Below are 22,411 nucleotides of genomic sequence, written 5' to 3'. Positions count from 1 at the left end.
ACCGCTCGCCGAACCCCTGCCGTCGCCGATAGCCCCCAGCGCCGCCGCTCCTCGCTTCTCGCGAGAACCGTCACCGTCTACCGTTGCGGACTGCTATCTCGTCGCATGAACGTCCTCGTGACCGGGGCGGCCGGCGGAATCGGCGGCGGCGTCGCCAGCGCGCTCGCGGCCGCCGGCCACCGGGTGGTCGGCGTCGACGTCGACCGGCCGGGACTCGACGCGCTCCCCGACGCCGTGGAGACGCACGCGCTCGACCTGCGGGACGGCGAAGCGGTCACAGAGCGGCTCGGCGGCCGGCCGTTCGACCGCGTCGTCTCCTGCGTCGGCGCGTACGAGATCGCCGCCGTCGAAGAGACCACCGTCGACTCCTTCCGCCGCCAGATCGACACCAACCTGACCGCGGTCCACGGCGTCGTCCGAGCGACGCTCCCCGCGCTCCGCGAGCGGGGCGGCCGAATCGTGGTCGTCGGCTCGATGCTCGGCGGGGTGTCGCTCCCGTACCACGGGGCCTACAGTGCCGCCAAAGCCGGACTCCGAGGGTACGTCGACGCGCTCCGCCGCGAAGTGGAATCCCGCGGCGTCACCGTCGCGCTCGTCGAGCCGGGACCTGTCCGGACCGGGCTCAACGAGCGCGCGGCCGAAGAGGCCCGTGAGCGCGCCGAGCGCCATCCGGACGGCCCGTACGCCGACGCGTACCGATCGTTTGCCGGCTACGCGCCCGCCGCCACCAGCGTTGACGCGGTCGTCGATCGCGTCGTCGTCGCGGCCACGACCGACCGACCGCGGACCCGGTACCGCGTGAGCCGACGCGCGCGGTGGCTCCCGCGAGTGACGGCCGTGCTTCCCGATCGACTCGCCGACCGACTCGTTCGGGCCGGGCTTCCGGGCCGGATTCTCGCTCGGCTGATCGACCGCTAGCGGGCGATTTTCGCGGACGGCTGACGGAGTGAATCGAAAGAGACAGCCGGTCAGTTGACCGCGCCCGACGCCGCCGGCCCGGAGTCCTCGGTGTTCTCGGAGTCCTCGGCGTTCTCGGAGTTCCCGGCGTGGAACTCCTCGGGGGTGGCGTCGATCCGCTCGAACTCCCCGAAGTCGCGCTCGTGGTGACGGATCGTCTGCTCGACGATCCACGCGCTGTAACGCTCCGAGAACTTCCAGTCGCCGTCGGCGTCGTCGACCGCGAACCGGTCGTCCGTGGCGAGCGCGGCGTACAGGTGGTAGAACCCGAGGACGACGTCGCCGAAGTCCTTGGCCTCGCCGCCGATCTCGCGGCGCTTTTCGACGAGCATCTCGCGGCCCGCCTCGGTGAGCGCGAAGTACTTCCGGTCGGGCTCGTCGGCGCGTTCGACGCGCTCGGCGACGCCGTCCTCCTCGAACTTGTAGAGAATCGGGTACACCGAGCCGTACGACGGCTCCCAGTGGCCGCCGCTGATCGCCGTGATCTCGCCAAGCAGCTCGTACCCGTACCGGGGGCGCTCGTCCAGCAGCTCCAACACGAGGTACGAGATCAGTCCTTTCGGCGGCCCGCTTTTCCGCATTGCCCCTACCTTTCTGAGTCGTGGTGAAAGGGTTTCGGTCGGGCGTCACTCGGCGATCGAACTGCGAGCGCGTTCACGTGTGCGAATCCCTTCGAGGCGCGTCGTCCGGCTCGGTCGGCTCGGTCAACTCGGCCGGATCGGTCGACTCGGTCGGCTCGGTCGGCTCGGCCGAGAGCCTCCGGACGGTCTCGTGAACGCCGAGGACGAGCGCCGGCACGACGATCATGAAGAGGTGCTCCTCGATCGGGATCCCGAACAGGTCGTACCCGGTGCGCATCGGGATCTCGAAGACGCCGACCTCCAGCGTGTACCAGTCCCAGAGGTACGCGATCGGATACAGGGCGGCGATCGTTCGGGCCGCCTGCCGGAGCGCGCCGGCGTAGCGGAGCAGGCCGAACGCGAGGGCGCCGAAGGCGATCTCGGTGGCGAGGTACGTGTACGGCCCGAGAGCGGTGACGTCCGGAAGCGGGGTGCCGGACAGCGGCCGGAACCAGACGGCCACGAGCAGGACGGCCAAGAAGACGTAGGCGCCGCGGATCAGGAGCATCGTGGCGATCGTCGGGCCCGCCCGACTGGCCACCAGCGCGATCGAGCCGAACGCCAGCGCCGCGGCCGGCGCCGACGGTGGAAACAGCCCGCTGACCGTCCCCCAGAGGACGCCGACGAGCCCGGCCATCAGCAGGGAGAACGCCAGCGTCCGGGCTCGCGGTCGGCCGAGCAGCACCGAGACGGTTCGTTTGTCGATCGACCGGTCGTACGCGTAGTCCTGTTCGTCGTCGATGATCTTCACGCCGGCGAGCGTCACGAGGAAGACGAGCGCGAATCCGAGTATCGTCGCGGTCACCGCGCCCGTCTGGACGTAGAACCCGCCGAGCAGCGCGAGCGCGATACCGGTCGGGTACCCCAGCGTCGTGGTGAGCGGATTCGTGTCGAGCTGCGGCGCGTGGAGGTATCCGATGAACCAGGTCGGGAGGGTGACGAGCGCGGCGCCCGGGCCGACGAGCACGCCGAGCGCGAGCGTACAGGCGGCGAAGCCGACGCCGGCGGCGAGGAGGGAGCGGCGACAGCCGCGGACCGTCATCGGGTGGTCGTCGTCCTCGCCGCGCCGGTAGAAGTCGACGTAGCCGTCCTTCACGTGGGCCGTGTACACCGCGAAGAAAATCGCGCCCATGTGAATCACGCCCACCGAGAGTGCGAACTCGCCGGCGACGGCCGCACCGAACCACGAGGCCGCGAGCGGCGGCAGCATGAACACCGGATGGACCTGCGAGAGCAACGCCCGCAGGTCCGCCCGTAGTCCGCGTTCGTGCCGAGCGATGGCCATGTGTCACCAACGCGCCCCTCACGATTAATATTGTTGGATGTTTCATAAGTTCGATCGCTCGACTCGTCGAGACGGCTTCTCCCCGGCTACGCGACGACGACTCACAAACCCCTAAGTCCCGGCGACCCAAGTCGACGTATGGTCGAGGCTCCACAGACCGAGGAGGGGTGGTTCTCGCTGCACGACTTCCGCAGTATCGACTGGGACGCGTGGCGCGAGGCGCCCGAACGAGAGCGACGTCAGGCGATCGAGGAGGGCGAGGCCTTCCTGAAACACCGGGAGTTGGTCGCCGACGCCGACGAGGGCGACTCCGGGCTCTTCTCCGTGCTCGGGCACAAGGCCGACCTGCTTTTCGTCCACTTCCGGCCCACGCTCGACGACCTCTCGTCGATCGAGCGCCGGTTCGAGGACACCGCGCTCGCGAAGTTCACGGAGCGGACGACCTCGTACGTCTCCGTCACGGAGGTCTCCGGCTACGTCTCCGACGAGTACTTCGAGGACCCCGACTCGGTCGACGCCGGCCTCCGCCGGTACATCGAAGGGAAACTGACGCCGGAGATTCCGGACGACGAGTACGTCTGTTTCTACCCGATGAGCAAGCGACGCGGCGAGGAGCACAACTGGTACGACCTCAGCTTCGAGGACCGCGCCGACCTCATGGCCGACCACGGCGAGGTCGGCAAGCGGTACGCCGGGAAGATCAAACAGGTGATCGCCTCCTCGGTCGGCTTCGACAGCCACGAGTGGGGCGTCACCCTGTTCGGCTCGGACCCCACCGACATCAAGGACATCGTCTACGAGATGCGGTTCGATCCGGCCTCCTCGCGGTACGGCGAGTTCGGCGAGTTCTACATCGGGCGGCGGTTCCCGCCCGCCGACCTCGGCGCGTACCTCGCGGGCGAGACGGTGCCGACCGGCGAGGCGGACGACGAAGCGACCGGCGCCGACTCCGGTGAGGGTCGCCACGGCCACGGTGAGCGCGGTCATCACCACGCCGGCGGTCACCACGGTCCCAGCGACGGTCACGACCACGCCGGTGCAACGGGCGGCGCCCCACAGGGCGACCACCCGCACGGTGAGGGAGACGGCGCCGGCGAGGGCGACCACCCCCACGCGGGCGGTGACGGGAGCGAGCACGGCGGCGAGGGCGAGGAGGGAACCTCCGACGAGGACATCCGTGGCGAACTCGCGGACCTCAATATCTACGCCGGGAAGCCCCACGGCGAGGACGTGTACGCGACGGTGCTGTACAGCGAGGCCGACGTCGACGACCTGTTCGACGAGGTCGAGGGGCTCCGCGGGAACTTCGACCACTACGGCACGCACGTGAAGACCGCGGTGTACGAGGGGCGCCACACCGACCGCGCCGCCGTCGTCTCCATCTGGGAGACGGCCTCCGCGGCCGAGACCGCCGCGGGGTTCCTCTCGGAGCTGCCGGAGGTCGTCGGCCGCGCCGGCGAGGAGTCCGGGTTCGGCACGATGGGGATGTTCTACACGACGAAGTCCGAGCACCGACAGGACTTCGTCGACACGTTCGACGACGTCGAGGACCTGCTCTCCGAGATGGAGGGCCACCTCGAGACCGACCTGATGATCAACGTCGAGAACGCCGACGACATGTTCATCGCCAGCCAGTGGACGGCCAAGGAGGACGCGATGGCGTTCTTCGGCTCCGACGAGTTCCGCGAGACGGTCCAGTGGGGCCGCGAGGTGCTCGCGGACCGCCCGCGACACGTCTTCTTGGCGTAGAGCGGCTGTAGTGGACAGTAGCGGGCGGTAGCGGGCAGAGAGTATTTATAAGTGATTGTCGGCGGGGGCGGTGACAATTTATAAACGGTCGTCGTGGATCAGGGAGTGATCGTCTCTGGAGTATCCGTCGATCGTTTATAAGCGGTTGCTACGGATAGCGGGGCGGCCACCTCCAAAACTCTCGTCGGCGGGGCGAGTCGTTTGCGTCCCGCCCCGCACAGCATCGCCCGCACAGCACCGCAACCGCTCCTCACGCCTCCCCAGCCTCGCGGCTCCCTTCGGTCGCCGCGTCCCTCGCGCGTGCGACTCGCGGCCTGTCGGCCGCTCCTCGGCACGCGCCACCGCACCGCTCATTTATAAGGACCTGTCGCAGTCGCAGTCGGAGTCGCGGCCGCGGTTTCTATACCTCACCACCGAACCCGACCGCCGGGTTTTAGGTATCGCTGCGGCGAACGCCCGGCTATGTTCGACACGATCGTGATCGCGACCGACGGCTCCGACAGCGTCCGCCGGGCCGTCGACTTCGCGATCGACATCGCCGCGCGGTTCGAGGCCGAGGTTCACGCCGTCTACGTCGTCGACAGCGGCGAGGTCGAGTCCACGCCCGACGAGGTCAGAGACGACCTGCGCGACGCGCTCGACGACCGGGGGCGAGAGGCGCTCGACCAGGTCTCCGACGCCGCGACCGATCGCGACCCCTCCCTCGACGTCACGGTCGAGGCCCGCGAGGGGCGGCCGGCGGCCGAGATCGCCGAGTACGCGCGCGACGTCGACGCCGACATCGTCGCGATGGGCACGCGCGGGCGACACGGAGAGAACCGGTTCCTCATCGGCTCGGTCGCCGAGCGCGTGGTTCGGACGTGTCCGGTCCCCGTCCTGACCGTCCGCCAGCTCACCGACGAGGACCCGCGACGGACGACGATCTGAGCGGAAGCCGCCCGCGAAGGCTGCGATCTCACGCCGGAGAACGGCGGAGTTTTCCCGCTCCCGCCCGGCTCGACGGTATGGACGACGATCTCATCGACGAGGCGGGGACTCCCCGCTCGCGGTACACGCGGCTGCCGGGCAAGGGCTTCTTCTATCCGGACTCGCTGGACGAGGAGCGCGCCGAGACGCGAGCGAAGGAGGCCATCGAGGGGAGCGAGGCGGTCGTGATCGCCGACGGCGACGCCGACGGCCTCGCGTGCGCGGCGATGATCCGTGAGGCGTACGACGCCGCCCTCGACGCCGCCGACTTCGAGGCGGCCATCGAGGCGCGACTCGATGCGGATGACGAGGACGACGCGGACGACGAAACCGACGACGAGCCCGACGAGTCCAGCGCTGACGACGCGGACGCCGACCCGACCGCCGACGCCCACACGCAGTCGCCCGTCGGGCTGGTCGCGGCGGGGCCGTACTCGATCGACACGTCGCTCGAACGCGTGCTGGCGTACGCTGACGACGACATCGATCTGTTCGTCTGTGACCTGTGCCCCGACGACTACGAGTGGATCGCGGAGCCGCTGGAGGCGCTCGTGGAGTCGACCGACTCGATCCGCTGGTTCGACCACCACCAGTGGGACGCGGAGGCGGCGGCGGCCGTTCGCGACCTGGGCGTCGACCTCGTCGTCGGCGAGTCCGACGAGGAGTGCACCGCCGACGTGGCGCTCCGCTCTCTCGACCACGCGTTCGACGACCGCTGGGCCGAACTGGCGGCCGTGACCCGCGACCACGACCTCTGGATCAAAGAGGACCCGCGTTCGGACGACCTGGCCGACTACTCCTACTGGGCCGGCAGCGAGGAGTACGCGACGATCGTCGGCGCGTACGGCGCCGATCTCCCGGAGACCGTTCGGGCGTACGTCGCGGACCGTCGCGTCGAGAAGGAGGCGCGCATCGCCGCCGCCGTCGACCGCGCGGTCACCCACGAGGTCGGCGAGTGGACCGTCGCGGTGACGTACGGTCGGTGCTCGCAGAACGAGGTCGCCGAGGCGCTGCGGGAGGCGGGCGCCGACGCGGCCGTGATCGTGAAGCCCGCCGGCTCCGCGTCGATCCGCGGCTCCGAGGGGTTCCGGCACGCCCACGAGGTCGCCGGGAAGGTGAACGGCGGTGGCCACCCGCAGGCGGCCGGCTGCAAGCCCGACATCTACGACGACATGCTCGATTACGCACAGCACTGGACGACCGAGGGGCAGGCCTGCAAGCGCGTCATCCTCGCGGCGTTCGAGGCGGTCGCCGAGGAGGTCGCGGCCGCCGACGCGGCTGACGCCGACGGAGTCTCGGCCGCCGACGCGGACGAATAGTTTCATACTCTCCGGCGCTCCTCGTTGACGCAATGCCGGAGATCCTCGTGGCCGGAGAAACGCTGGTCGACTTCCTCCCCGGCGAGGGAGCGACGCTGCGCGACGTCGAGGGGTTCTCGCACCGCCCGGGCGGCGCGCCCGCCAACGTCGCGGTCGGGCTTGCGCGCCTCGGCGTCGTCCCCGCCTTCTGGACGCGGCTCGGCGGCGACCCGTTCGGCGACTTCCTCGCCGAGACGCTCGGGAGCGAGTTGATCCCGACGACGCAGATCGAGCGCGTCGACGGCAACACGACGCTCGCGGTGGTGTCGCTGCCCGAGACCGACGACCGCCGGTTCCGCTTTTACGGCGCCGGTGACGTCACGTTCGGCTTCGATCCCGACGCGGTCCCGACGGACGCACTCGCGTCCGCCTCGTGGGTCCACCTCGGCGGCGTGGCGCTGACGCATCCCCGCGGACGAGAGGCGATGGTCGAACTGGCGACTCGGGCCGCCGACCACGGGTGTACGGTGTCGTTCGACGTGAACTACCGACCCGACCTCGTGGCGGAGGGAGCGACCGACGACGTGCTCGCGGCGCTTCGCGAGGTCGTCGAGGCGAGCGACGTGGTGTTCTGCAGCGAAGAGGAGGTCGCCGAGACCGGCCTCTCCTCGCGGTGGGGCGCGGGGCTGGCCCGCGACCTCTGCGCGCTCGGCCCGCACACGGCGGTCGTCACGCTCGGCGCGGACGGCGCGCTCGCCGCCAGTACGGCGGACGCGCCCTGGGGCGAGGCGACCGTTCGACACGAGGGGTTCGCGGTGGAGAGCCGCGACACCACCGGCGCCGGCGACGCGTTCACCGCGGGGCTGATCGCGCGACTCGCGGCGGGGTCGGGGTCGGACGCGGACGGACCGAGCGATGAGGAGTCGAACGAGAGGGGAGCGAGCGACGGCGCGGCGCTCGACGACGCGCTCGCGTTCGCCAACGCGACGGCCGCGCTGTCGGTCCGCGACATCGGGGGGATGTCGGCGCTGCCGACCCGCGAGGCGGTCGCGGCGTTCCTCGACGACGACGACGCGTAGCTCGGGGATGCGTCGCCGCTGCGGATCATTTTGCGGATTTTCAGGTTAGTAGTGCCACGGGTAGTCGCGGAACGCGGGCTCGCGCTTCTGTAAGAACGCGTCGCGGCCCTCCTGTGCCTCCTCGGTCATGTACGCGAGGCGGGTCGCCTCGCCGGCGAACACCTGCTGGCCGACCATCCCGTCGTCGGTCATGTTGAACGCGTACTTCAACATCCGCATCGCGGTCGGCGACTTCTTCGTCATCTCGTCGGCCCACTCGATCGCGACCGCTTCGAGGTCGTCGTGCGGAATGGACTCGTTGACCATGCCCATCTCTTCGGCCTCCTCGGCCGAGTAGGTCTTCCCGCGGAAGAACACCTCTCGGGCCTTCTTCTGGCCGATCTGTTTGGCGAGGTACGCAGAGCCGAACCCGCCGTCGAACGAGCCCACGTCGGGATCGGTCTGGAGGAACTTCGCGTGCTCCGCGCTGGCGAGCGTCATGTCGCAGACGACGTGCAGCGAGTGGCCGCCGCCGACGGCCCACCCGGGGACGACGGCGACGACGGGTTTCGGCATGAACCGGATCAGCCGCTGCACTTCGAGGATGTGGAGTCGCCCGGCCCGCGCCTCTCGCACGAGCGGGTCGTCCGACTCGTCGGCCTCGTCGTCGTCGCGGTACTCGTAGCCCGAGTCGCCCCGGACCGACTGGTCGCCGCCGGCGCAGAACGCCCAGCCGCCGTCCTTCTCCGAGGGACCGTTGCCCGTGAGGAGCACGCAGCCCACGTCCGCCTGCTTGCGGGCGTGGTCGAGCGCGGCGTACAGCTCGTCGACCGTCCCCGGCCGGAACGCGTTGCGGACCTCGGGGCGGTCGAACGCGATCCGGACGACCGGCACGTCGACGCCGCGGTGGTAAGTGATGTCGTCGAACTCGTCGGTGACCGGCTCCCACGCGTCTGGATCGAAGATCTCCGAGACCATACGCCCCCGTTCGCGGGCGCGATTATAAACGACGGCGGGTCGGTGCGGTGGTGAGTCGGCGTGGCGGCGGGTCGGCGCGGCGGCGGGTCGGCGACCCTGGCGACGTCGGAGACCCCGACGGGCGTCGTCACCGCACCGTTGGCAAATATTACGCCGATCACGGACGGTTGTGTGGGCGCTTATAACCGGCTCGACGCGGTCTTGGGGCGGATATTCGCGGCTCGCTCGTCTCTCGCCCGTCATCGGTACGTGCCCTCGTTGCTGGTGGCGCGGAGGTATTGACCGACGGTCCCGTTCCATGCGTATGTACGAACGACACGCGTCAGCCTCGCGGCGGTCCTTTCTCGCGGCCGCGGGCGGATCTGTGACCCTCGGTCTCGCCGGCTGTCTCGGCGGCGGAAGCGGCGCCGGCGGCGACATCGAGGATCTGACGGTCGCGCACATGCCGATCTACCCGGACCTGCAGTGGTACGTGATGGAGGGCGAGGGGTACCTCGACGAGGTCGACGCCGAGATCGAGGGCCAGGAGTTCACGGACGGCCCGGCGATCGTCCAGGCGTTCGGCGGCGGCGAGATCGACGTCGCCATGTTCGGCGTCGTCCCGGCGATGATCGTCATCGACCGCGAGATCCCCGCGAAGGTGACCGCGGCGAACATCCGCGAGCCGATGGGGATCATGGCCGACGAATCGATCCACGCCAACTTCGAGGAGCACGGCGCGGAGGCGTTCTCGATGTGGGAAGCCGAGCACGGCGAGCCGTTCCGGTTCGGCACGTTCCCGCAGGGGAGCGTCCCCGACGTGCTGTTGCGTTTCTGGCTCGACGAGATCGGCGCTGTGCCGGGCGAAGACGTCGAGATCACCGAGATCAACGGCGCCAGCGCAGTTTGGCAGGCGATCGCCAACGGCGAGGTCGACGGCACCTCGATCATGGAGCCGGTGCCGACGATCGCCGCTGAGGAGGGGTCGTCCGTCACGATGCTCCGGACGGCCGCCGACATCCTGCCGGGCCAGCCGGCCGCGGTCACCCTGATGAGCGACGCGGTCCGCGACTCCCCGGTCGCGACGCAGTTCCTGGAACAGCACGTTCGCGCCACGGAGTTCATCGCCGACGAACCGGACGCGACCGCGGCGCACGTCGAAGAGGGGATCGGGATGCCGGTCGATCGGGCGCGGAAGGCGCTCGACTCGCCGCTGTCGAACTTCATCACCGACCCCAACGAGATCACCGACGCGACGCAGGTGTTCTCCGAGTTCGCCGCCGACAACGGACAGATCGACGAACAGCTCTCCACCGAGGCGATCTTCGACCTCGAGATATACGACTCGCTCTGATGGCGACCGACACCGGCGGACGGTTCGACGGCGACGGCGGCACAGCGATCGCGACCGGCATCGGCCTCGACGATCCGCGGCGGCTCGTCCGCGGCGTCGCCGGAATCGCCGGGTTCGTTCTCCTCTGGCACCTCGTCTCGCTCACCCAGCCGGCGTACGTGTTGCCCTCGCCGGGGGCGGTCGTGGACGCGTTCGCCGAGGAACTGGCCTCCGGTACGATGACCGCGGCGCTGTGGTCGAGTATCCGGCACTGGGCTCCCGGCACGTTCGTCGGGACGACGCTCGGCGTCGGCGCCGGCGTGGCCCTCTCGTGGAGCCGGTTGCTCGACGACGTGACGGCGCCGCTCGTGCGGACGCTCCGGCCCGTCCCGCCGCTCGCGCTGATCGGGTTCGCGATCGCGTGGTTCGGGATCAACGACGCCGGCGCCGCGTTTATCATCGCCGTGGGCGCGTTCTGGATCAACTTCTACGCGGCGTACGGCGCCGTCGAGGGCGTCTCGAACGACCTCCTCGACGTCGGCCGGACGCTCGGCGTTCGCGGGGACCTCGACATGGTTCGGTCGATCGTCGTCCCGGCGGCGCTCCCGGGGATCACGACCGGGATCCGCACCGGGCTCGGTCGCTGTTGGATGCTCGTCGTCGCCTCCGAGATTTTCGGCGTCCCGGGGGTCGGCCGCGAGATACTGCGGGCGAGCAACAACCTCCTCGTCGACAAAGTGATCGCGTACATCCTCGTGTTGAGCCTGATGTACCTGCTCGTCGACGTGGCGTTCCGCGCGGCTCAACGGCGGGTGTTAGTATGGCAGGCGTGAGCAACGGGGCCGACGAGGCCGACGACACGGGCGTGACCGACGAGGTCGACGAGATCGCGGGTGACGGCGAGGCCGGCGTCGCCGTCGATCGGGTCGGCAAGACCTACGAGGGCGACGGAACGCCGGTCCGCGCGCTCGACGACGTCTCCTTCGCGGTCGAGGAGGGCGAGTTCGTCTGTCTCGTCGGGCCGTCGGGCTGCGGGAAGACGACGCTGTTCCGGGTCATCGCCGGACTCACCGACGCCACCGACGGGCAGGTGCTGCTGGGGGGCACCCCAGTCATCGGCCCGACGACCGACATGGGCGTCGTGTTCCAGGAGTACCACCTCTTCCCGTGGCTCACCGTCGCGGAGAACGTCGGGTTCGGCCTCGAGCGAAGCGACCGCACCGACGCCGAGCGCGAGCGGCGGGTCGACGAGATGCTCGAGCTCGTCGGGCTCTCGGAGTTCCGCGACTCGTACCCGAAGTCGCTCTCCGGCGGGATGAAACAGCGCGTCGCCATCGCGCGGGCGCTCGCGGTCGATCCCGAACTGCTCCTGATGGACGAGCCGTTCGGCGCGGTCGACGCGCAGACCCGCGAGATGCTCCAGCGGGAGCTACTCGACGTCTGGCAGTCGACGGGCAAGACGGTGCTTTTCGTCACCCACGACGTCGCCGAGGCGGTGACGCTCGCGGACCGGATCGTCGTGATGGCGGCCGAGCCCGGCCGCGTCGCCGAGGTCGTCGACGTCGACGTGGACCGCCCGCGCGAGCGCGGCGATCCGGCCTTCGGCGAACACGTCGCTCGGGTCCGCGAACTGATCGGCGCGCGGCCCTGAGGCGGACTCTCCCCGCCGGGAACGCTGGGGCCGCCGCGACGGTTACTCGGACTCCGTGTCGCCCTCGTCGACCGCGGCGGCCAGTTCGTCGATGTGCGTGCGCACCACCGACAGCGTCGCGTCGGCGTCCGCGTACCCCTGATCGTAGTCGTCGAGCGCCGATTCCGTCCCGTCGAGAAACCGCTCGACGGCCGCCTCGATCGTCTCGTCAGTCATGCGGCTCGCTTCGACCGCCGGCCGTTTATAGCCTTTCGAGCGGTCGGGTCGGCGGCGGGCTCCGCAGGCGACCGCGTCCGGACGCGGTCCCCCGCGACGAGACGACCGGGAGCTTTATTTCCGACACACGAGTATTGTGTGGTATGGTAATTACTGATCGAACCCGGGCGACCGAACGACGAGGCGATCGCCGATGACCGGATCGGCGACGGGCGGGAAGTCCGCGGTGATCGCGACGGACCTCTCGACGGCCAGCGAGTCGATGATCGAGTCGGAGACCGGGCTGAACTGTCTCGGTCGGATCGGCGTCGAGCGGATCCACATCGTGACGGTCGTCCCCTCCAACGTCCACTCCGGTATGCCCGGGATGGGGTTCGAAAAACGCCGAAAGAAGGCGCTCCGCCGCTACCGGTCGATCGTGGAAGACGCCGGCTTCGACGTCGAGACCCACGTCGTCCGCGGGACGCCGCACCGCCGGATCAACGGGATCGCCGGCTCCGTCGGGGCGGATCTGGTACTGGTCGGGTCGCGCGGGAAGAGCCCGCTGGAGAACCGCGTGATCGGGTCGACCGCGCGCAACCTCGCCCGCACGACGGTCGTGCCGCTCCTCGTCGACCGGATCGAGCGCGGCGTCGACGAGCCCGAGACGATCCGCCGACACCTGTTCAAGCGAACGCTGTTCGCGACGGACTTCTCCGAGAACGCCGAGCGCGCCTTCCAGTCGTTCGAGTACCTCCGGCACGCGACGAAGGAGGTCACGCTGGTGCACGTCGAATCACCGAAAGACGACACGAGCGGCGGCCCCGACCCCGAGGAGCGCCTCGACGAACTCGTCGACCGGCTCGACGAGTGGGGCCTCGACGCCCGCACGGAGATCCGCCGGGGCGACCCCGCCAACGAGATCCTCGCCGCGGAGGCGGACCACGACCCGAGCACGCTGTTGCTCGGCTCCCGCGGTCGCAGTCGACTGCGCCGACTCCTGCTCGGCAGCGTCTCCGAAGAGGTGGTCGCCCGGGCGGCGGGGAACGTCTTCCTCGTGCCGCCGCCGCGGTCGGCGTGAGCCCCAACGGGCCGCCGGTCTGACGGGTGACCCTCCCGAACGCTCCTTCCAGTTAGTAGGATGTCGCAAGATTGTGTTATCTACACACAAGCCTTTTACCAGTACGTGTCGTACATATCGCCAATACTATGCCAGACTCGCTATCGGAACAGCTCCAGCGCGACATCCAATGCGAGGGGTTACTGGAGTGTTTCCACGGGCTCAAGCCGCTCGACCGGGAGTGTTTCACGGTGCTCGTCGAGAGCGACGAGCCCATGACGATCGACGCCGTCGCCGAGGCGGTCGACCGCGAACGCTCGACCGCGTACCGGTCGGTCCAGCGCCTGCTTCAGACCGGGTTCATCACCAAAGAGCAGATCAACTACGACCAGGGCGGGTACTACCACGTCTACTCGCCGACCGACCCCGAGAAGATCACCGACGAGATGCAGCGGATGCTCAACGACTGGTACGCGAAGATGGGCCAGCTCATCCAGGAGTTCGAAGAGAAGTACGAGCGGACGGACTCGGTGCAGGCGTCGAGCTGAGATCGGTCGCGAATCCGTTTCGAATGGCGTTCTTCGGCAGTCGTCCGTTCGTTCAGTAGTCAGTCCGGCGGCGGAGCGCGTACGCGGCGTAGCCGACCGCGCCGAGCAGCACCGCCGACAGCAGGCTCCCGAACACCGCGGGCGAGGTGGTGACGTAGTCGCCGAACGGATCGGTCAGTGCGAGCACGCCGACGATCAGCACGACGGAGATGAGGATTCCGACCGCGCCGAACGCTTTGAACGCGGCGTCGACATCCAGCCGTTTCGATTTTGCTCCGTGGCTCATACCTCCAGATAGGGGTGTGACTTACAAATGTGTATCACGGGATTCTCACGGAGAGGGAACGGGAGACGGCAGAGGAAGAGCGGAAGGCGAGAGGGCAGACGGACGGGGAGCAGTAGGGAACGAAAGGGTAGAGAGGGCGACGACGGAGGCCGAAGCGCGGGGAACCTGTGGACGGAGACCCTGAGGGGACGCCCGCCGACGGCTACTGCGGATAGCCGTCGACGATGGCGACGCCCGACGAGGCGCCGATCCGGACCGCGCCCGCGTCGAGCATGGCCGCCGCGTCCTCGTAGGAGCCGACGCCGCCGGACGCCTTCACCGGGAGGTACTCGCTCATCAGTTCGACGTCCGGGACGGTGGCGCCGCCGTCGGCGAATCCGGTCGAGGTCTTCACCATGTCCGCGTCGGCGTCGACGGCCGCCTCGCAGGCCCGGCGCTTCTCGTCGTCGGTCAGGAGCGCGGTCTCGATGATCACTTTCACCGGGATCGGGACCGCGGCGACGACGTCGGCGATCTCGGCGGCGACCGCCTCGTCCTCGCCCGCCCGCAGGCGACCGACGTTGATCACGAGGTCGATCTCGTCGGCGCCGTCCTCCCACGCCTCGACCGCTTCGTCGCGTTTCGCCGCCGGTGCGTGCTGGCCGTGCGGGAAGCCGACGACGGTGGCGATCGTCTCCGGCGCGTTCCCGTAGTCGGCCGCCTCGGCGACGTAACAGGGCGGGATACAGGCGTTCATCCCGTTGTCGGCGGCCTCGTCGAGGACCGTTTCGACGTCTGCCCACGTGGTTTCCGGGCCGAGCACGGTGTGATCGATGGCTGCGGCGAACTCGTCGCGGTTCATACCTCGACAGTGGAGGCGACGTTTAAAAGGCGTACTGGAACAGACGGACCGGCTCGCCGGCGCTCGGTGCGCCGGCACCGAACGGTTGGATTCAAGTCCGCCGCAGGGGAAGCGGGTGGTATGCAACCGGGAGATCGCGTCCGCGTCGACCGCGGGGACGTCACGAACGAGGGCGTACTGCTCCCCTCGACGACTCACGACCACCTCGTCGTCAAGCTCGACGGCGGGTACAACGTCGGCGTCGACCGCGCCGAAGCCGACGTCGAGGTGCTCGAATCCGGCGCCCGAGACGTCGACGGGGGCGCCGACGCCGGCGGCGGCGAGGCGTCCGAGATCACCTTCGACGAGGACCTACCGACGATCTCGCTCATCTCCACCGGAGGCACCATCGCCTCCACCGTCGACTACCGGACGGGCGCGGTCACGGCGCAGTTCGACGCCGAGGACGTGCTGCGGGCGGTTCCGGATCTGGCCGGGCGGGCGAACTACCGCGGGCGCGTCGTCGCCAACATCCTCTCGGAGAACATGGAGCCCGCGATCTGGCGGGAGCTCGCCGAGGCGGTCGAAGACGAGATCGCCGCCGGCGCCGACGGCGTCGTCGTGATGCACGGTACCGACACGATGCAGTACTCCGCGTCCGCGCTCTCCTTCATGCTCGACTCGCCGGTCCCGGTCGTGTTCACCGGGAGCCAGCGCTCCGCGGACCGCCCCTCCTCCGACAACGTGATGAACGCGGTGTGCGCCGTCGAGGCCGCGAAGGCGGACCACGCGGAGACGCTCGTCTGCATGCACGCGACCCAGTCCGACGACGCCTGCGCGCTCCACCGCGGCACCCGCGTCCGGAAGAACCACACCTCCCGGCGCGACGCGTTCGAGACGGTCGGGGGCGCGCCGCTCGGGATCGTCGACTACGAGGCCGCCGCCGAGGCGGGCGCCGACGGCGACGCCGCCGACGCGGCTATCGAGTGGAACCGCGAGCCGCTCCCGCGGGGCGAGGCGGGGGCCGACGCCGACCTCGCGACCGACCTCGAAAGCGACGTGGAGCTCGTCAAGTTCACGCCCGGGATGGACCCGGCGGCGTGGGACTACCTCGACGGGAAGGCGGGCGTCGTGATCGAGGGGACCGGGCTCGGCCACGTCCACACCGACCTGATCCCCCGGATCGAAGCGCTGGTCGCGGACGGCACCGTCGTCGCGATGACGAGCCAGTGTCTCGCCGGCCGCGTCTGCGACCGCGTGTACGACACCGGCCGCGACCTGCTGGACGCCGGCGTCGTCGAGGCCGGCGACACCCTCCCCGGCACCGCGAAAGTGAAGCTGATGTGGGCGCTGGCGAACACCGGCGACGCCGCGGACGCGATGGGCCGGGACCTCGCGGGCGAGCTGACCGCGGAGTCACAGCCCTGGCGATGAGCGATCGGGAGTCCGGCGGTGCCGACGCGGAACCGACTCCAGCCGTCGTCGTCCGCGAGGCCCGCCCCGCCGACGCGGACGCGGTCGCCGCGTTCACGCGGGACACGTGGGGCGAGCGCCACGACGACTACATCCCGCGCGTGTTCCCCGAGTGGGCCGCGTCGGACGACCCGGACCGCGAGACCTTCGTCGCGACGTTGCCGTCGGAAGCAGTGACCGATAGCGACGCAGTGACCGAGCGCGACGACCGCGAGCCGGGCGATACACTCGTCGAGGGCGACGGCGCGGGCGCGGCCGCCCCGGGCGACCAAGAGGCGGTCGTCGGCTGTATCCAAGGCGTCCTCCTCTCCGAGTGGGAGTCGTGGGGGCAGGGGATCCGCGTCGACCCCGCGGCTCGCGGGTTCGGTGTCGGCACCGCGCTCTCGGAGGCCGCGCTGGAGTGGGCCCGCGGGCGGGGAGCGACCGTCTGCCGGAACATGGTGTTCTCGTGGAACGTCATGGGGCTCGGCCAGTCGCGCGCGGTCGGCTTCGAGCCCGGGACGGAGTTCCGGTTCGCGGAGCCGGCGCCGGACGCGGGAGCGGTGCCGGACGCGGGGGAGGCCGACGCGACGGACTCGGCGGACGCCGCCGGCGACACCGCGTCCGACGGGTTCCAAGCCGTCGACGACCCGGACCCGAACGCGGCGTGGGCGTTCTGGACCGACAGCGACGCCCGCGACCACCTCAGGGGGCTCGCGCTCGACCCCGGCGAGTCGTGGGCCTGCTCGGCGCTCACCCGCGATCGGCTCCGAACCGCCGCCGACGAGGGGCGGCTGCTCGCGGTCGCGGAGGCGCCTGCCACCCCCGGCGCCGGTCGCGGTCCGATCGCCGGCTTCGCGGTCCGAACGCGGACCTCCGAACGCCCGGCAGCTGACGGCGGCGACGATGACTGCGACAGCGCCAGCGACGGCGACGCTGACACCGAACGAGTCGCCGAATACGGCGTCTCGGCGTGGCGCGACGTCGACGCGGCCGGCGCCCTTTATCAATCGATCGCCGCGGACGCCGCCGAGGCGGGCGCCGACGCGACTCGGGTGCTGATCCCGGAGACGGTCGAGCACGTGAGCGACACGGGCGCGAACCGGGTCCCGGTCGCCGCAGAGCCCGACTTCGTCATGAGCGCGGACCTCACGGGGTCGGGTTCGGGGCCGGGTGCGACCGATGTGACGACCGACGATTTATAAATGACGGCGGCCGAGTCGACGGCAATGGCGCTGCTCTCCGGGATATCGCTGCCGTGGTCGCTCCCGCTCACGCTCGTGGTATACGCCGTCGTCGTCGCCGCCGCGGTGTGGATCTACCGGGACGCGAGGGCGCGCGGGAGCCGCTACGCGGTCGTCTGGGGGCTCTCGACGCTCGTGTTCACGATCCTGCCGGTGCTCGCGTACCTGTACCTCCATCGCGACGCGGGGCCGGCGCGGTGACCCGCACCGGTCACTTATAAACACCGAGTCGAATCGCTCGAACGGATGCCCTCCACCGACCACGTCCCGTTCCTCGGAGCGCTCGCTCGGGGCCGTCGCCCGCGAGCGTTCGCGGTCCTCGTCTCCAACCTGCTCCCGCTCGCCGGCGTCGTCGCTCTCGGCTGGAACGCGGCCGCGCTCGTGAGCCTCTACTGGTTCGAGCTCGGGATCGCCGCCGTCTGGGCGGTCGTCCGCGCGCTGTTCGCCGGGCGCCCCTCGGAGATCGAGCCCGAGACGCTGCTCACCGGGCCGCTCGCGGCGAGACGCGCCGCGGTCTACGTCCCCGGAACCGACCTCCGAATTCGGCTGTCCACGCTTCTCGTGCTGCCGATCGTCGTCCCGATTCTCGCGGCCGTCTGGCTCGTCGCGGGCGCGGTCACCGTCGGCGTCGCCGTCGACGGCGGGCTCGACCCAGCCGCGCTCGACTCGGTGACGCTCGCCGCGCTCGCGATCTTCGCGACCGAGGGCGCGACGACGCTCGTCGACTACATTTATAAGGGCGAGTACCGCGAGCACAGCGCACAGACCGCGGTTCAAGGCGTCTTTTTCAGGGCAGGTGCGGTGTCCGTCGGAGGGATCTTCGGCGTCACGTTGATCGCCGCAGCGACGGTGGGGCCTGACGCCGAACTGTCGGCGGTCGATCCCGGTGCGGTCGGACTGCCACTGCTCATCGGGATCGTCGGCGTCAAGGCCGCCTTCGACTTCGCCGGGCTGTACCGCGACCGACTCGCGGCCCTCGACGAGTCGTCGGCGCTGGAGCTCGGGTGGGCGTACGACCCACCCGCCGACGATCCGGTGACGGACTCGCTTCCGGACGCGCCGCGGCGGGTGCGTCCGACCCGCCGCGGTCGGCTCGTCGGCGGACTCGCGAACGCGCCGCGGCACCCGGGGCTCGCGTACCTCGGCGTCCTGTGTCTGCTCGCCGCCGGCCTGTTCGCGCTCAGTGAGCAGTGGATCCTCGTCGGAGTCCTGCTCACGGCGAGCGTTGCGCTCCCCGCGTTCCTCCTCGGGCTCGATTACTGGCTCCGGTACGGCGCCGTCGAGTATCGCGTCGGAGACGGCGCGCTGGTCGCCTACGACCGGTGGTTCGACACCGCGCTGTGGCGGGTCGAGGCGTGGGACGAGACGGACCTCCGCGTCGAGCGCGACCGGCTCGACGCCCGACTCGGCACCGCGACCGTCGCGATCGAACTCCGCGACCGGACGGTCGAGGTCCCGCGACTCGCGGACCCCGATCCGGTGTGTTCGGTCTTCGACAGGCGCGCGGAGCGGCCGGAGGAGTGAGCGGTTGGAGGGATGCGCGACCGGACCCGTGAACGACCGGACAGACGAGGCGCCCGACCGAATCAATCGGAATTCCGATACGCGGGATGCGCGTCGCCGACGAGCCGTTTGAACGCCTGGATCACGAGCGCGTGGACCCCGACGAGCACGGCGACGCTGACGACGATCACGGCCGCCTGCACCGGCGTCGACAGCAGGCCGAGCGACACGATGAGCGTCGTCGCGCAGGCGGGCGCGTGGACCGCGTCGGTCGCGATCATCGCCCACGTCGTCGCCATCACCGAGACGGTCGCGCTCGCGGCCAGCCGGAAGCCTTCCGGGGAGAACGCCGCCGGCGTCGCGGTCAGCGGGACGCCGGCCGCGACCACCGACCACGCCGCGAGCCCCGCAGCGACGCCGATGACGTGGGCACCGACGATTCCCGCGGCGCGCGAGGGGTCGCTCCGCCGGTCGAACGCGAGCAGGAACGCCGACGGCCCGAGGCTCGGAAAGACGAACGGCTGGCCGGTCCCCCACGCGATCGCGCCGAGGACGGTGAAGAGAAGCCCGGCGTACAGACTGGTTCCGAGGCGGCGACGCATCGCTCGCCGGTCGGAGGTGAGCCCACAAAGCGCCGGCGGTTCGGCTCCCCTTCGGCGGCCGCGGCCGCCGCCGCCGCGCTATCGATCGCGATAGCCGAACCCGAACGCCTAATTACGCCGCCGCCCCCCGTGGAGACATGTTCGCGACGCTGCCGGACGCGCTCCGTCTGCTCGTCGTCCCCGTCTTCGCGTGGGCGGCGCTGCGGGACGTCCGGACTCGACGCCTTCCGAACCGGCTGTGGCCCCCGCTGTACGCCTTTGGGGCGCTGCTGCTGGTCTGGGAAGGGGCGACGCTGTGGCCGTTCGCCGGTTTCGACGGGCGGCTGTTCCTCGTGCAGGCGGCGATCAGCCTGCTGTTCGTCGCACCGCTCGGCTACGCGTTCTGGTACCTCGGCGCGTTCGGCGGGGCGGACGCGAAGGCGCTGATCGCGCTCGCGATCCTGTTTCCCACCTTCCCGGAGTACGCCGTCGCCGGGACGACGCTCCCGCTCGTCGAGACACAGATCGGCGTGTTCTCGCTGACGATCCTCACGAACACCGTCCTGCTCGGGTTGGCGTACCCGATCGGTCTCGCCGCGACCAACCTCGTCCGAGGCGAGCGCTCGGTGTCGATGTTCCTCGCGCGGCCGGTCGCGACCGACTCGCTGCCCGACCGGCACGGGCGGCTGTTCGAGGACGACGCGGGACCGACGCGACATGGTCTCGACCTGGACGCGCTCCGGATGTACCTCCGTTGGCGCGGGATCACGCTCGCGGACCTGCGGGCGGACCCGGACCGATTCCGCGATCCGGACGGCGTCGGCGAGACGTTCGATCCGACCGACGGCGGGACCCACGTCGGCCCGCGCACGGACGGGGGAACCGTGACCGAAGCCGCCGGTGAATCGACCGCCGGTGAATCGGCCGACGGCGAATCGGTCGTCGGCGAACCGGCCGGCGGGGACGATCCGTGGGCGGCCGAGCGGTTCCTCTCGTCGATCGACCACGGCGCGTACGGCACCGACGCCGAGACGCTCCGGGGCGGGGTGGCCGTCGTCGCTCGGGCGGACCGCGTGATGGTGTCGCCCGGGATGCCGTTCGTCGTCCCGATGGCCGTCGGACTCGTCGTCTCGCTCGGCTACGGCGACGCGCTGTTCGCGCTGCTCGGCGCCGTCGGACTGGTTTAAAGTGGAACTTCGGAGATCCGAGGGACTCAGCTCCCGGCGCGGAGGTCGCCCACGGTGAGGACACGGGTGCCGACCGGGCGTTTGACGAACTCGCCGACGTCGCGGCCGAGCAGTTCGCGAACGCCTCGCTGCGCCGCCACGTCGAGCAGTCGCTGGTCGATCCGCCCGTCGACGACGACGGTGTGAGGCGCCGTCTCGGCGCTCTCGACCGCGTCGAACGCGTCGGCCGCGGGGACCTCCGCGAGGACGCCGCGGTCGTCGCCGAGGAGTCGGGCGAGATCGCTTTTCGCGTCGACGACCTCCTGAACGTGCTCTTCGAGCGAGCGCGGCTCGTCGTCCGCCGGAGGGTCGGCCGCGTCTCCCGAGCCGTCGTCACCGACAGGCGGCTCCGACGCCGAGTCGGCGTCGGTCGAGGCGGCGTCGGTCGAGTCGTCGTCGGTCGGAATCTCCTCGGTGGAGGCGCCCTCCGTCACGCCCGTCGACGACGCGTCGCCGTCGATCGCCGCGGGGGCCGGCGCGTCCTCGACCGCCTCCACGAGACCGCCTTCGGCCGCACCGCGGGACGAATCGGCGACGGCGCCGGCGCTCTTGTTCTCGGTGGCGTCGCCGTCGGCGGGCGAGCCGCCGCCGGCACCGTTGTCGGCTCCGGTGTCGGTACCGGTGTCGCCGACGCCGCTGTCGGCTCCGATGTCGTCGGCCCCGCCGTCGTCGGCGAGGGCGTCACCGTCGGTCGCGGCCTCGGGATCGCTTCGGTCGCCGCGGGCGCCGCTGGGCGTCGGCCGTTCGTCCGCCGCCTCGCGGAGGTTCGGCTCCTCGGCGAGGGTGCTGTACGGGACCTTCCCGCGGAGCGCCTCGAAGACGGCGTTGCGGTCGAGGTCCTCGACCGACTCGCCGGGCGGGGCGAACGCGACGTAATCGACCTCGCCGACCTGCGCGAGTTCGCGGAGGATGAGCTCGCCGCCGCGGTCGCCGTCCAGGAACGCCGTCACCGTCCGGTCGAGGGTGAGGTCGGCGACCGCGTCGGGGACGTTCGTCCCCTCGACGGCGACCGCGTTCTTGATCCCGCAGTCGAGCAGGGTGAGGACGTCCGCGCGCCCCTCGACGACGATGACGGCGTCGGAGTCGCCGACGCGCGGTCCCGCCGGCAACCCCTTGTAGTCGACGATCCCCTCGACGCGGGCCGCCTCGCGGACCTCTTCGAGGATGTCGTTGCTCGCGAGCCGCGTCTCCTCGAAGCCGCCGGCGATCAGCTCTTTGGCGCGCTCGACGACCTCGCGGCGCTTGGCCGCCCGCACGTCCTCGATACTCGTCACTTCGACGGAGGCGTGGCAGGGACCGATGCGGTCGATCGTTTCGAGGGCCGCGGCGAGGATCGCGGTCTCGACTTTGTCGAGGCTCGACGCGACGGTGACCTCGCCGAACGACTGGCCGTTCTCGGACTCGACCGCGACGTCGATCCGACCGACCCGCGAGGACTCTTGGAGGTCCCGTAGGTCGAGCTCCTCGCCGAGGAGCCCCTCGGTCTGCCCGAACACCGCGCCGACGACGTCGCTCCGCTCCACGACGCCGTCGGCCGCGATAGTGGCGTGAATCAGGTATTTTTCTGTGTCTTTCATGATGGGTGAATGGTGAGATGCGGACGGCCGTCGCCGCCCGTGTGT

At 70.4% G+C, this 22,411-nt stretch carries 23 protein-coding genes; 15 read left to right on the top strand and 8 right to left on the bottom strand.

Going from position 1 to position 22,411, the window contains the following annotated elements; all coding sequences use genetic code 11:
- Nucleotides 1-105: 105 nt before the first annotated feature.
- Nucleotides 106-918, top strand: a complete 813-nt coding sequence (locus tag C461_RS08670; protein WP_008000420.1) for an SDR family NAD(P)-dependent oxidoreductase — start codon at nt 106-108, stop codon at nt 916-918.
- A 50-nt stretch (nt 919-968) separates the two neighbouring features.
- On the opposite strand, the gene C461_RS08665 is transcribed toward C461_RS08670, so the two are convergent.
- Entirely contained in the window at nt 969-1,538 is a 570-nt protein-coding gene (locus C461_RS08665) for a PadR family transcriptional regulator (RefSeq protein ID WP_008000419.1), read from the bottom strand.
- 73 nt (nt 1,539-1,611) lie between these two features.
- A complete protein-coding gene (locus tag C461_RS08660; protein WP_008000418.1) occupies nt 1,612-2,862 on the bottom strand; it encodes a lycopene cyclase domain-containing protein in 1,251 nt (416 codons plus the stop codon).
- Nucleotides 2,863-3,000: 138 nt separating this feature from the next.
- Between C461_RS08660 and C461_RS08655 the strand changes: the two genes are divergently transcribed.
- The 4 genes from C461_RS08655 (at nt 3,001) to C461_RS08640 (ending at nt 7,954) form a co-directional block, all read left to right on the top strand.
- The gene (locus C461_RS08655) at nt 3,001-4,611 is read left to right on the top strand and encodes a heme-binding protein (RefSeq protein WP_008000417.1); all 1,611 of its coding nucleotides are present in this window, start codon (nt 3,001-3,003) and stop codon (nt 4,609-4,611) included.
- Nucleotides 4,612-5,073: 462 nt separating this feature from the next.
- The gene (locus C461_RS08650) at nt 5,074-5,538 is read left to right on the top strand and encodes a universal stress protein (protein ID WP_008000416.1); all 465 of its coding nucleotides are present in this window, start codon (nt 5,074-5,076) and stop codon (nt 5,536-5,538) included.
- Between the two features lie 77 nt (nt 5,539-5,615).
- A complete protein-coding gene (locus C461_RS08645; protein WP_008000414.1) occupies nt 5,616-6,896 on the top strand; it encodes a DHH family phosphoesterase in 1,281 nt (426 codons plus the stop codon).
- Between the two features lie 32 nt (nt 6,897-6,928).
- Complete coding sequence (locus C461_RS08640) at nt 6,929-7,954, top strand: carbohydrate kinase family protein (RefSeq protein ID WP_008000412.1); 1,026 nt, start codon at nt 6,929-6,931, stop codon at nt 7,952-7,954.
- Nucleotides 7,955-7,999: 45 nt separating this feature from the next.
- On the opposite strand, the gene C461_RS08635 is transcribed toward C461_RS08640, so the two are convergent.
- The gene (locus C461_RS08635) at nt 8,000-8,911 is read right to left on the bottom strand and encodes a 1,4-dihydroxy-2-naphthoyl-CoA synthase (RefSeq protein ID WP_008000410.1); all 912 of its coding nucleotides are present in this window, start codon (nt 8,909-8,911) and stop codon (nt 8,000-8,002) included.
- Between the two features lie 304 nt (nt 8,912-9,215).
- On the opposite strand from C461_RS08635, the gene C461_RS08630 reads away from it, so the two are divergent.
- Genes C461_RS08630 through C461_RS08620 form a run of 3 tightly spaced genes read left to right on the top strand, consistent with a single transcriptional unit; the run spans nt 9,216 to nt 11,874 of the window.
- Complete coding sequence (locus tag C461_RS08630; protein WP_008000408.1) at nt 9,216-10,244, top strand: ABC transporter substrate-binding protein; 1,029 nt, start codon at nt 9,216-9,218, stop codon at nt 10,242-10,244.
- Complete coding sequence (locus tag C461_RS08625; protein ID WP_008000406.1) at nt 10,244-11,056, top strand: ABC transporter permease; 813 nt, start codon at nt 10,244-10,246, stop codon at nt 11,054-11,056. Before C461_RS08630 ends, C461_RS08625 begins: the two co-directional genes overlap by 1 nt.
- A complete protein-coding gene (locus C461_RS08620) occupies nt 11,044-11,874 on the top strand; it encodes an ABC transporter ATP-binding protein (protein ID WP_008000404.1) in 831 nt (276 codons plus the stop codon). The genes C461_RS08625 and C461_RS08620 overlap by 13 nt, the downstream gene beginning before the upstream one ends.
- 42 nt (nt 11,875-11,916) lie before the next feature.
- On the opposite strand, the gene C461_RS15830 is transcribed toward C461_RS08620, so the two are convergent.
- A complete protein-coding gene (locus C461_RS15830; protein ID WP_008000402.1) occupies nt 11,917-12,090 on the bottom strand; it encodes a hypothetical protein in 174 nt (57 codons plus the stop codon).
- A gap of 193 nt (nt 12,091-12,283) precedes the next feature.
- On the opposite strand from C461_RS15830, the gene C461_RS08615 reads away from it, so the two are divergent.
- Both C461_RS08615 and C461_RS08610 read left to right on the top strand, forming a co-directional pair.
- Nucleotides 12,284-13,150, top strand: coding sequence for a universal stress protein (locus tag C461_RS08615; RefSeq protein ID WP_008000401.1), 867 nt, complete (start codon nt 12,284-12,286; stop codon nt 13,148-13,150).
- A gap of 128 nt (nt 13,151-13,278) precedes the next feature.
- On the top strand, nt 13,279-13,677 hold the full coding sequence (locus C461_RS08610) for a helix-turn-helix domain-containing protein (RefSeq protein ID WP_008000399.1): 399 nt from the start codon (nt 13,279-13,281) through the stop codon (nt 13,675-13,677).
- 52 nt (nt 13,678-13,729) lie between these two features.
- Here C461_RS08610 and C461_RS08605 read toward each other — a convergent pair whose 3' ends face one another.
- Complete coding sequence (locus C461_RS08605) at nt 13,730-13,963, bottom strand: hypothetical protein (RefSeq protein WP_008000396.1); 234 nt, start codon at nt 13,961-13,963, stop codon at nt 13,730-13,732.
- Between the two features lie 202 nt (nt 13,964-14,165).
- Nucleotides 14,166-14,804: a deoxyribose-phosphate aldolase gene (gene deoC, locus C461_RS08600; RefSeq protein ID WP_008000394.1), complete on the bottom strand. Its 639-nt coding sequence runs from the start codon at nt 14,802-14,804 to the stop codon at nt 14,166-14,168.
- A gap of 120 nt (nt 14,805-14,924) precedes the next feature.
- Here deoC and gatD point away from each other — a divergent pair, with 120 nt between their 5' ends.
- From gatD to C461_RS08580, 4 genes are read left to right on the top strand one after another with little or no spacing between them, the layout of a single operon-like run.
- Nucleotides 14,925-16,217 carry a Glu-tRNA(Gln) amidotransferase subunit GatD gene (gatD, locus tag C461_RS08595; RefSeq protein WP_008000392.1) on the top strand — a complete coding sequence of 431 codons (1,293 nt, stop codon included), beginning with the start codon at nt 14,925-14,927 and terminating at the stop codon, nt 16,215-16,217.
- Entirely contained in the window at nt 16,214-17,440 is a 1,227-nt protein-coding gene (locus C461_RS08590; RefSeq protein ID WP_008000389.1) for a GNAT family N-acetyltransferase, read from the top strand. The genes gatD and C461_RS08590 overlap by 4 nt, the downstream gene beginning before the upstream one ends.
- A gap of 24 nt (nt 17,441-17,464) precedes the next feature.
- Complete coding sequence (locus C461_RS08585) at nt 17,465-17,680, top strand: hypothetical protein (RefSeq protein WP_049906477.1); 216 nt, start codon at nt 17,465-17,467, stop codon at nt 17,678-17,680.
- A 45-nt stretch (nt 17,681-17,725) separates the two neighbouring features.
- Nucleotides 17,726-19,003 carry a DUF6498-containing protein gene (locus C461_RS08580; RefSeq protein WP_008000384.1) on the top strand — a complete coding sequence of 426 codons (1,278 nt, stop codon included), beginning with the start codon at nt 17,726-17,728 and terminating at the stop codon, nt 19,001-19,003.
- Nucleotides 19,004-19,065: 62 nt separating this feature from the next.
- Here C461_RS08580 and C461_RS08575 read toward each other — a convergent pair whose 3' ends face one another.
- Nucleotides 19,066-19,584: an HPP family protein gene (locus C461_RS08575; RefSeq protein WP_008000382.1), complete on the bottom strand. Its 519-nt coding sequence runs from the start codon at nt 19,582-19,584 to the stop codon at nt 19,066-19,068.
- 137 nt (nt 19,585-19,721) lie between these two features.
- On the opposite strand from C461_RS08575, the gene C461_RS08570 reads away from it, so the two are divergent.
- Complete coding sequence (locus tag C461_RS08570; RefSeq protein ID WP_008000381.1) at nt 19,722-20,750, top strand: A24 family peptidase; 1,029 nt, start codon at nt 19,722-19,724, stop codon at nt 20,748-20,750.
- A 26-nt stretch (nt 20,751-20,776) separates the two neighbouring features.
- On the opposite strand, the gene dnaG is transcribed toward C461_RS08570, so the two are convergent.
- Entirely contained in the window at nt 20,777-22,366 is a 1,590-nt protein-coding gene (gene dnaG / locus C461_RS08565; protein ID WP_008000380.1) for a DNA primase DnaG, read from the bottom strand.
- Nucleotides 22,367-22,411: the final 45 nt, after the last annotated feature.

Source organism: Halorubrum aidingense JCM 13560 (assembly GCF_000336995.1).
GTDB classification, from domain to species: domain Archaea; phylum Halobacteriota; class Halobacteria; order Halobacteriales; family Haloferacaceae; genus Halorubrum; species Halorubrum aidingense.
This window is presented reverse-complemented; position numbering and strand designations above follow the sequence as displayed.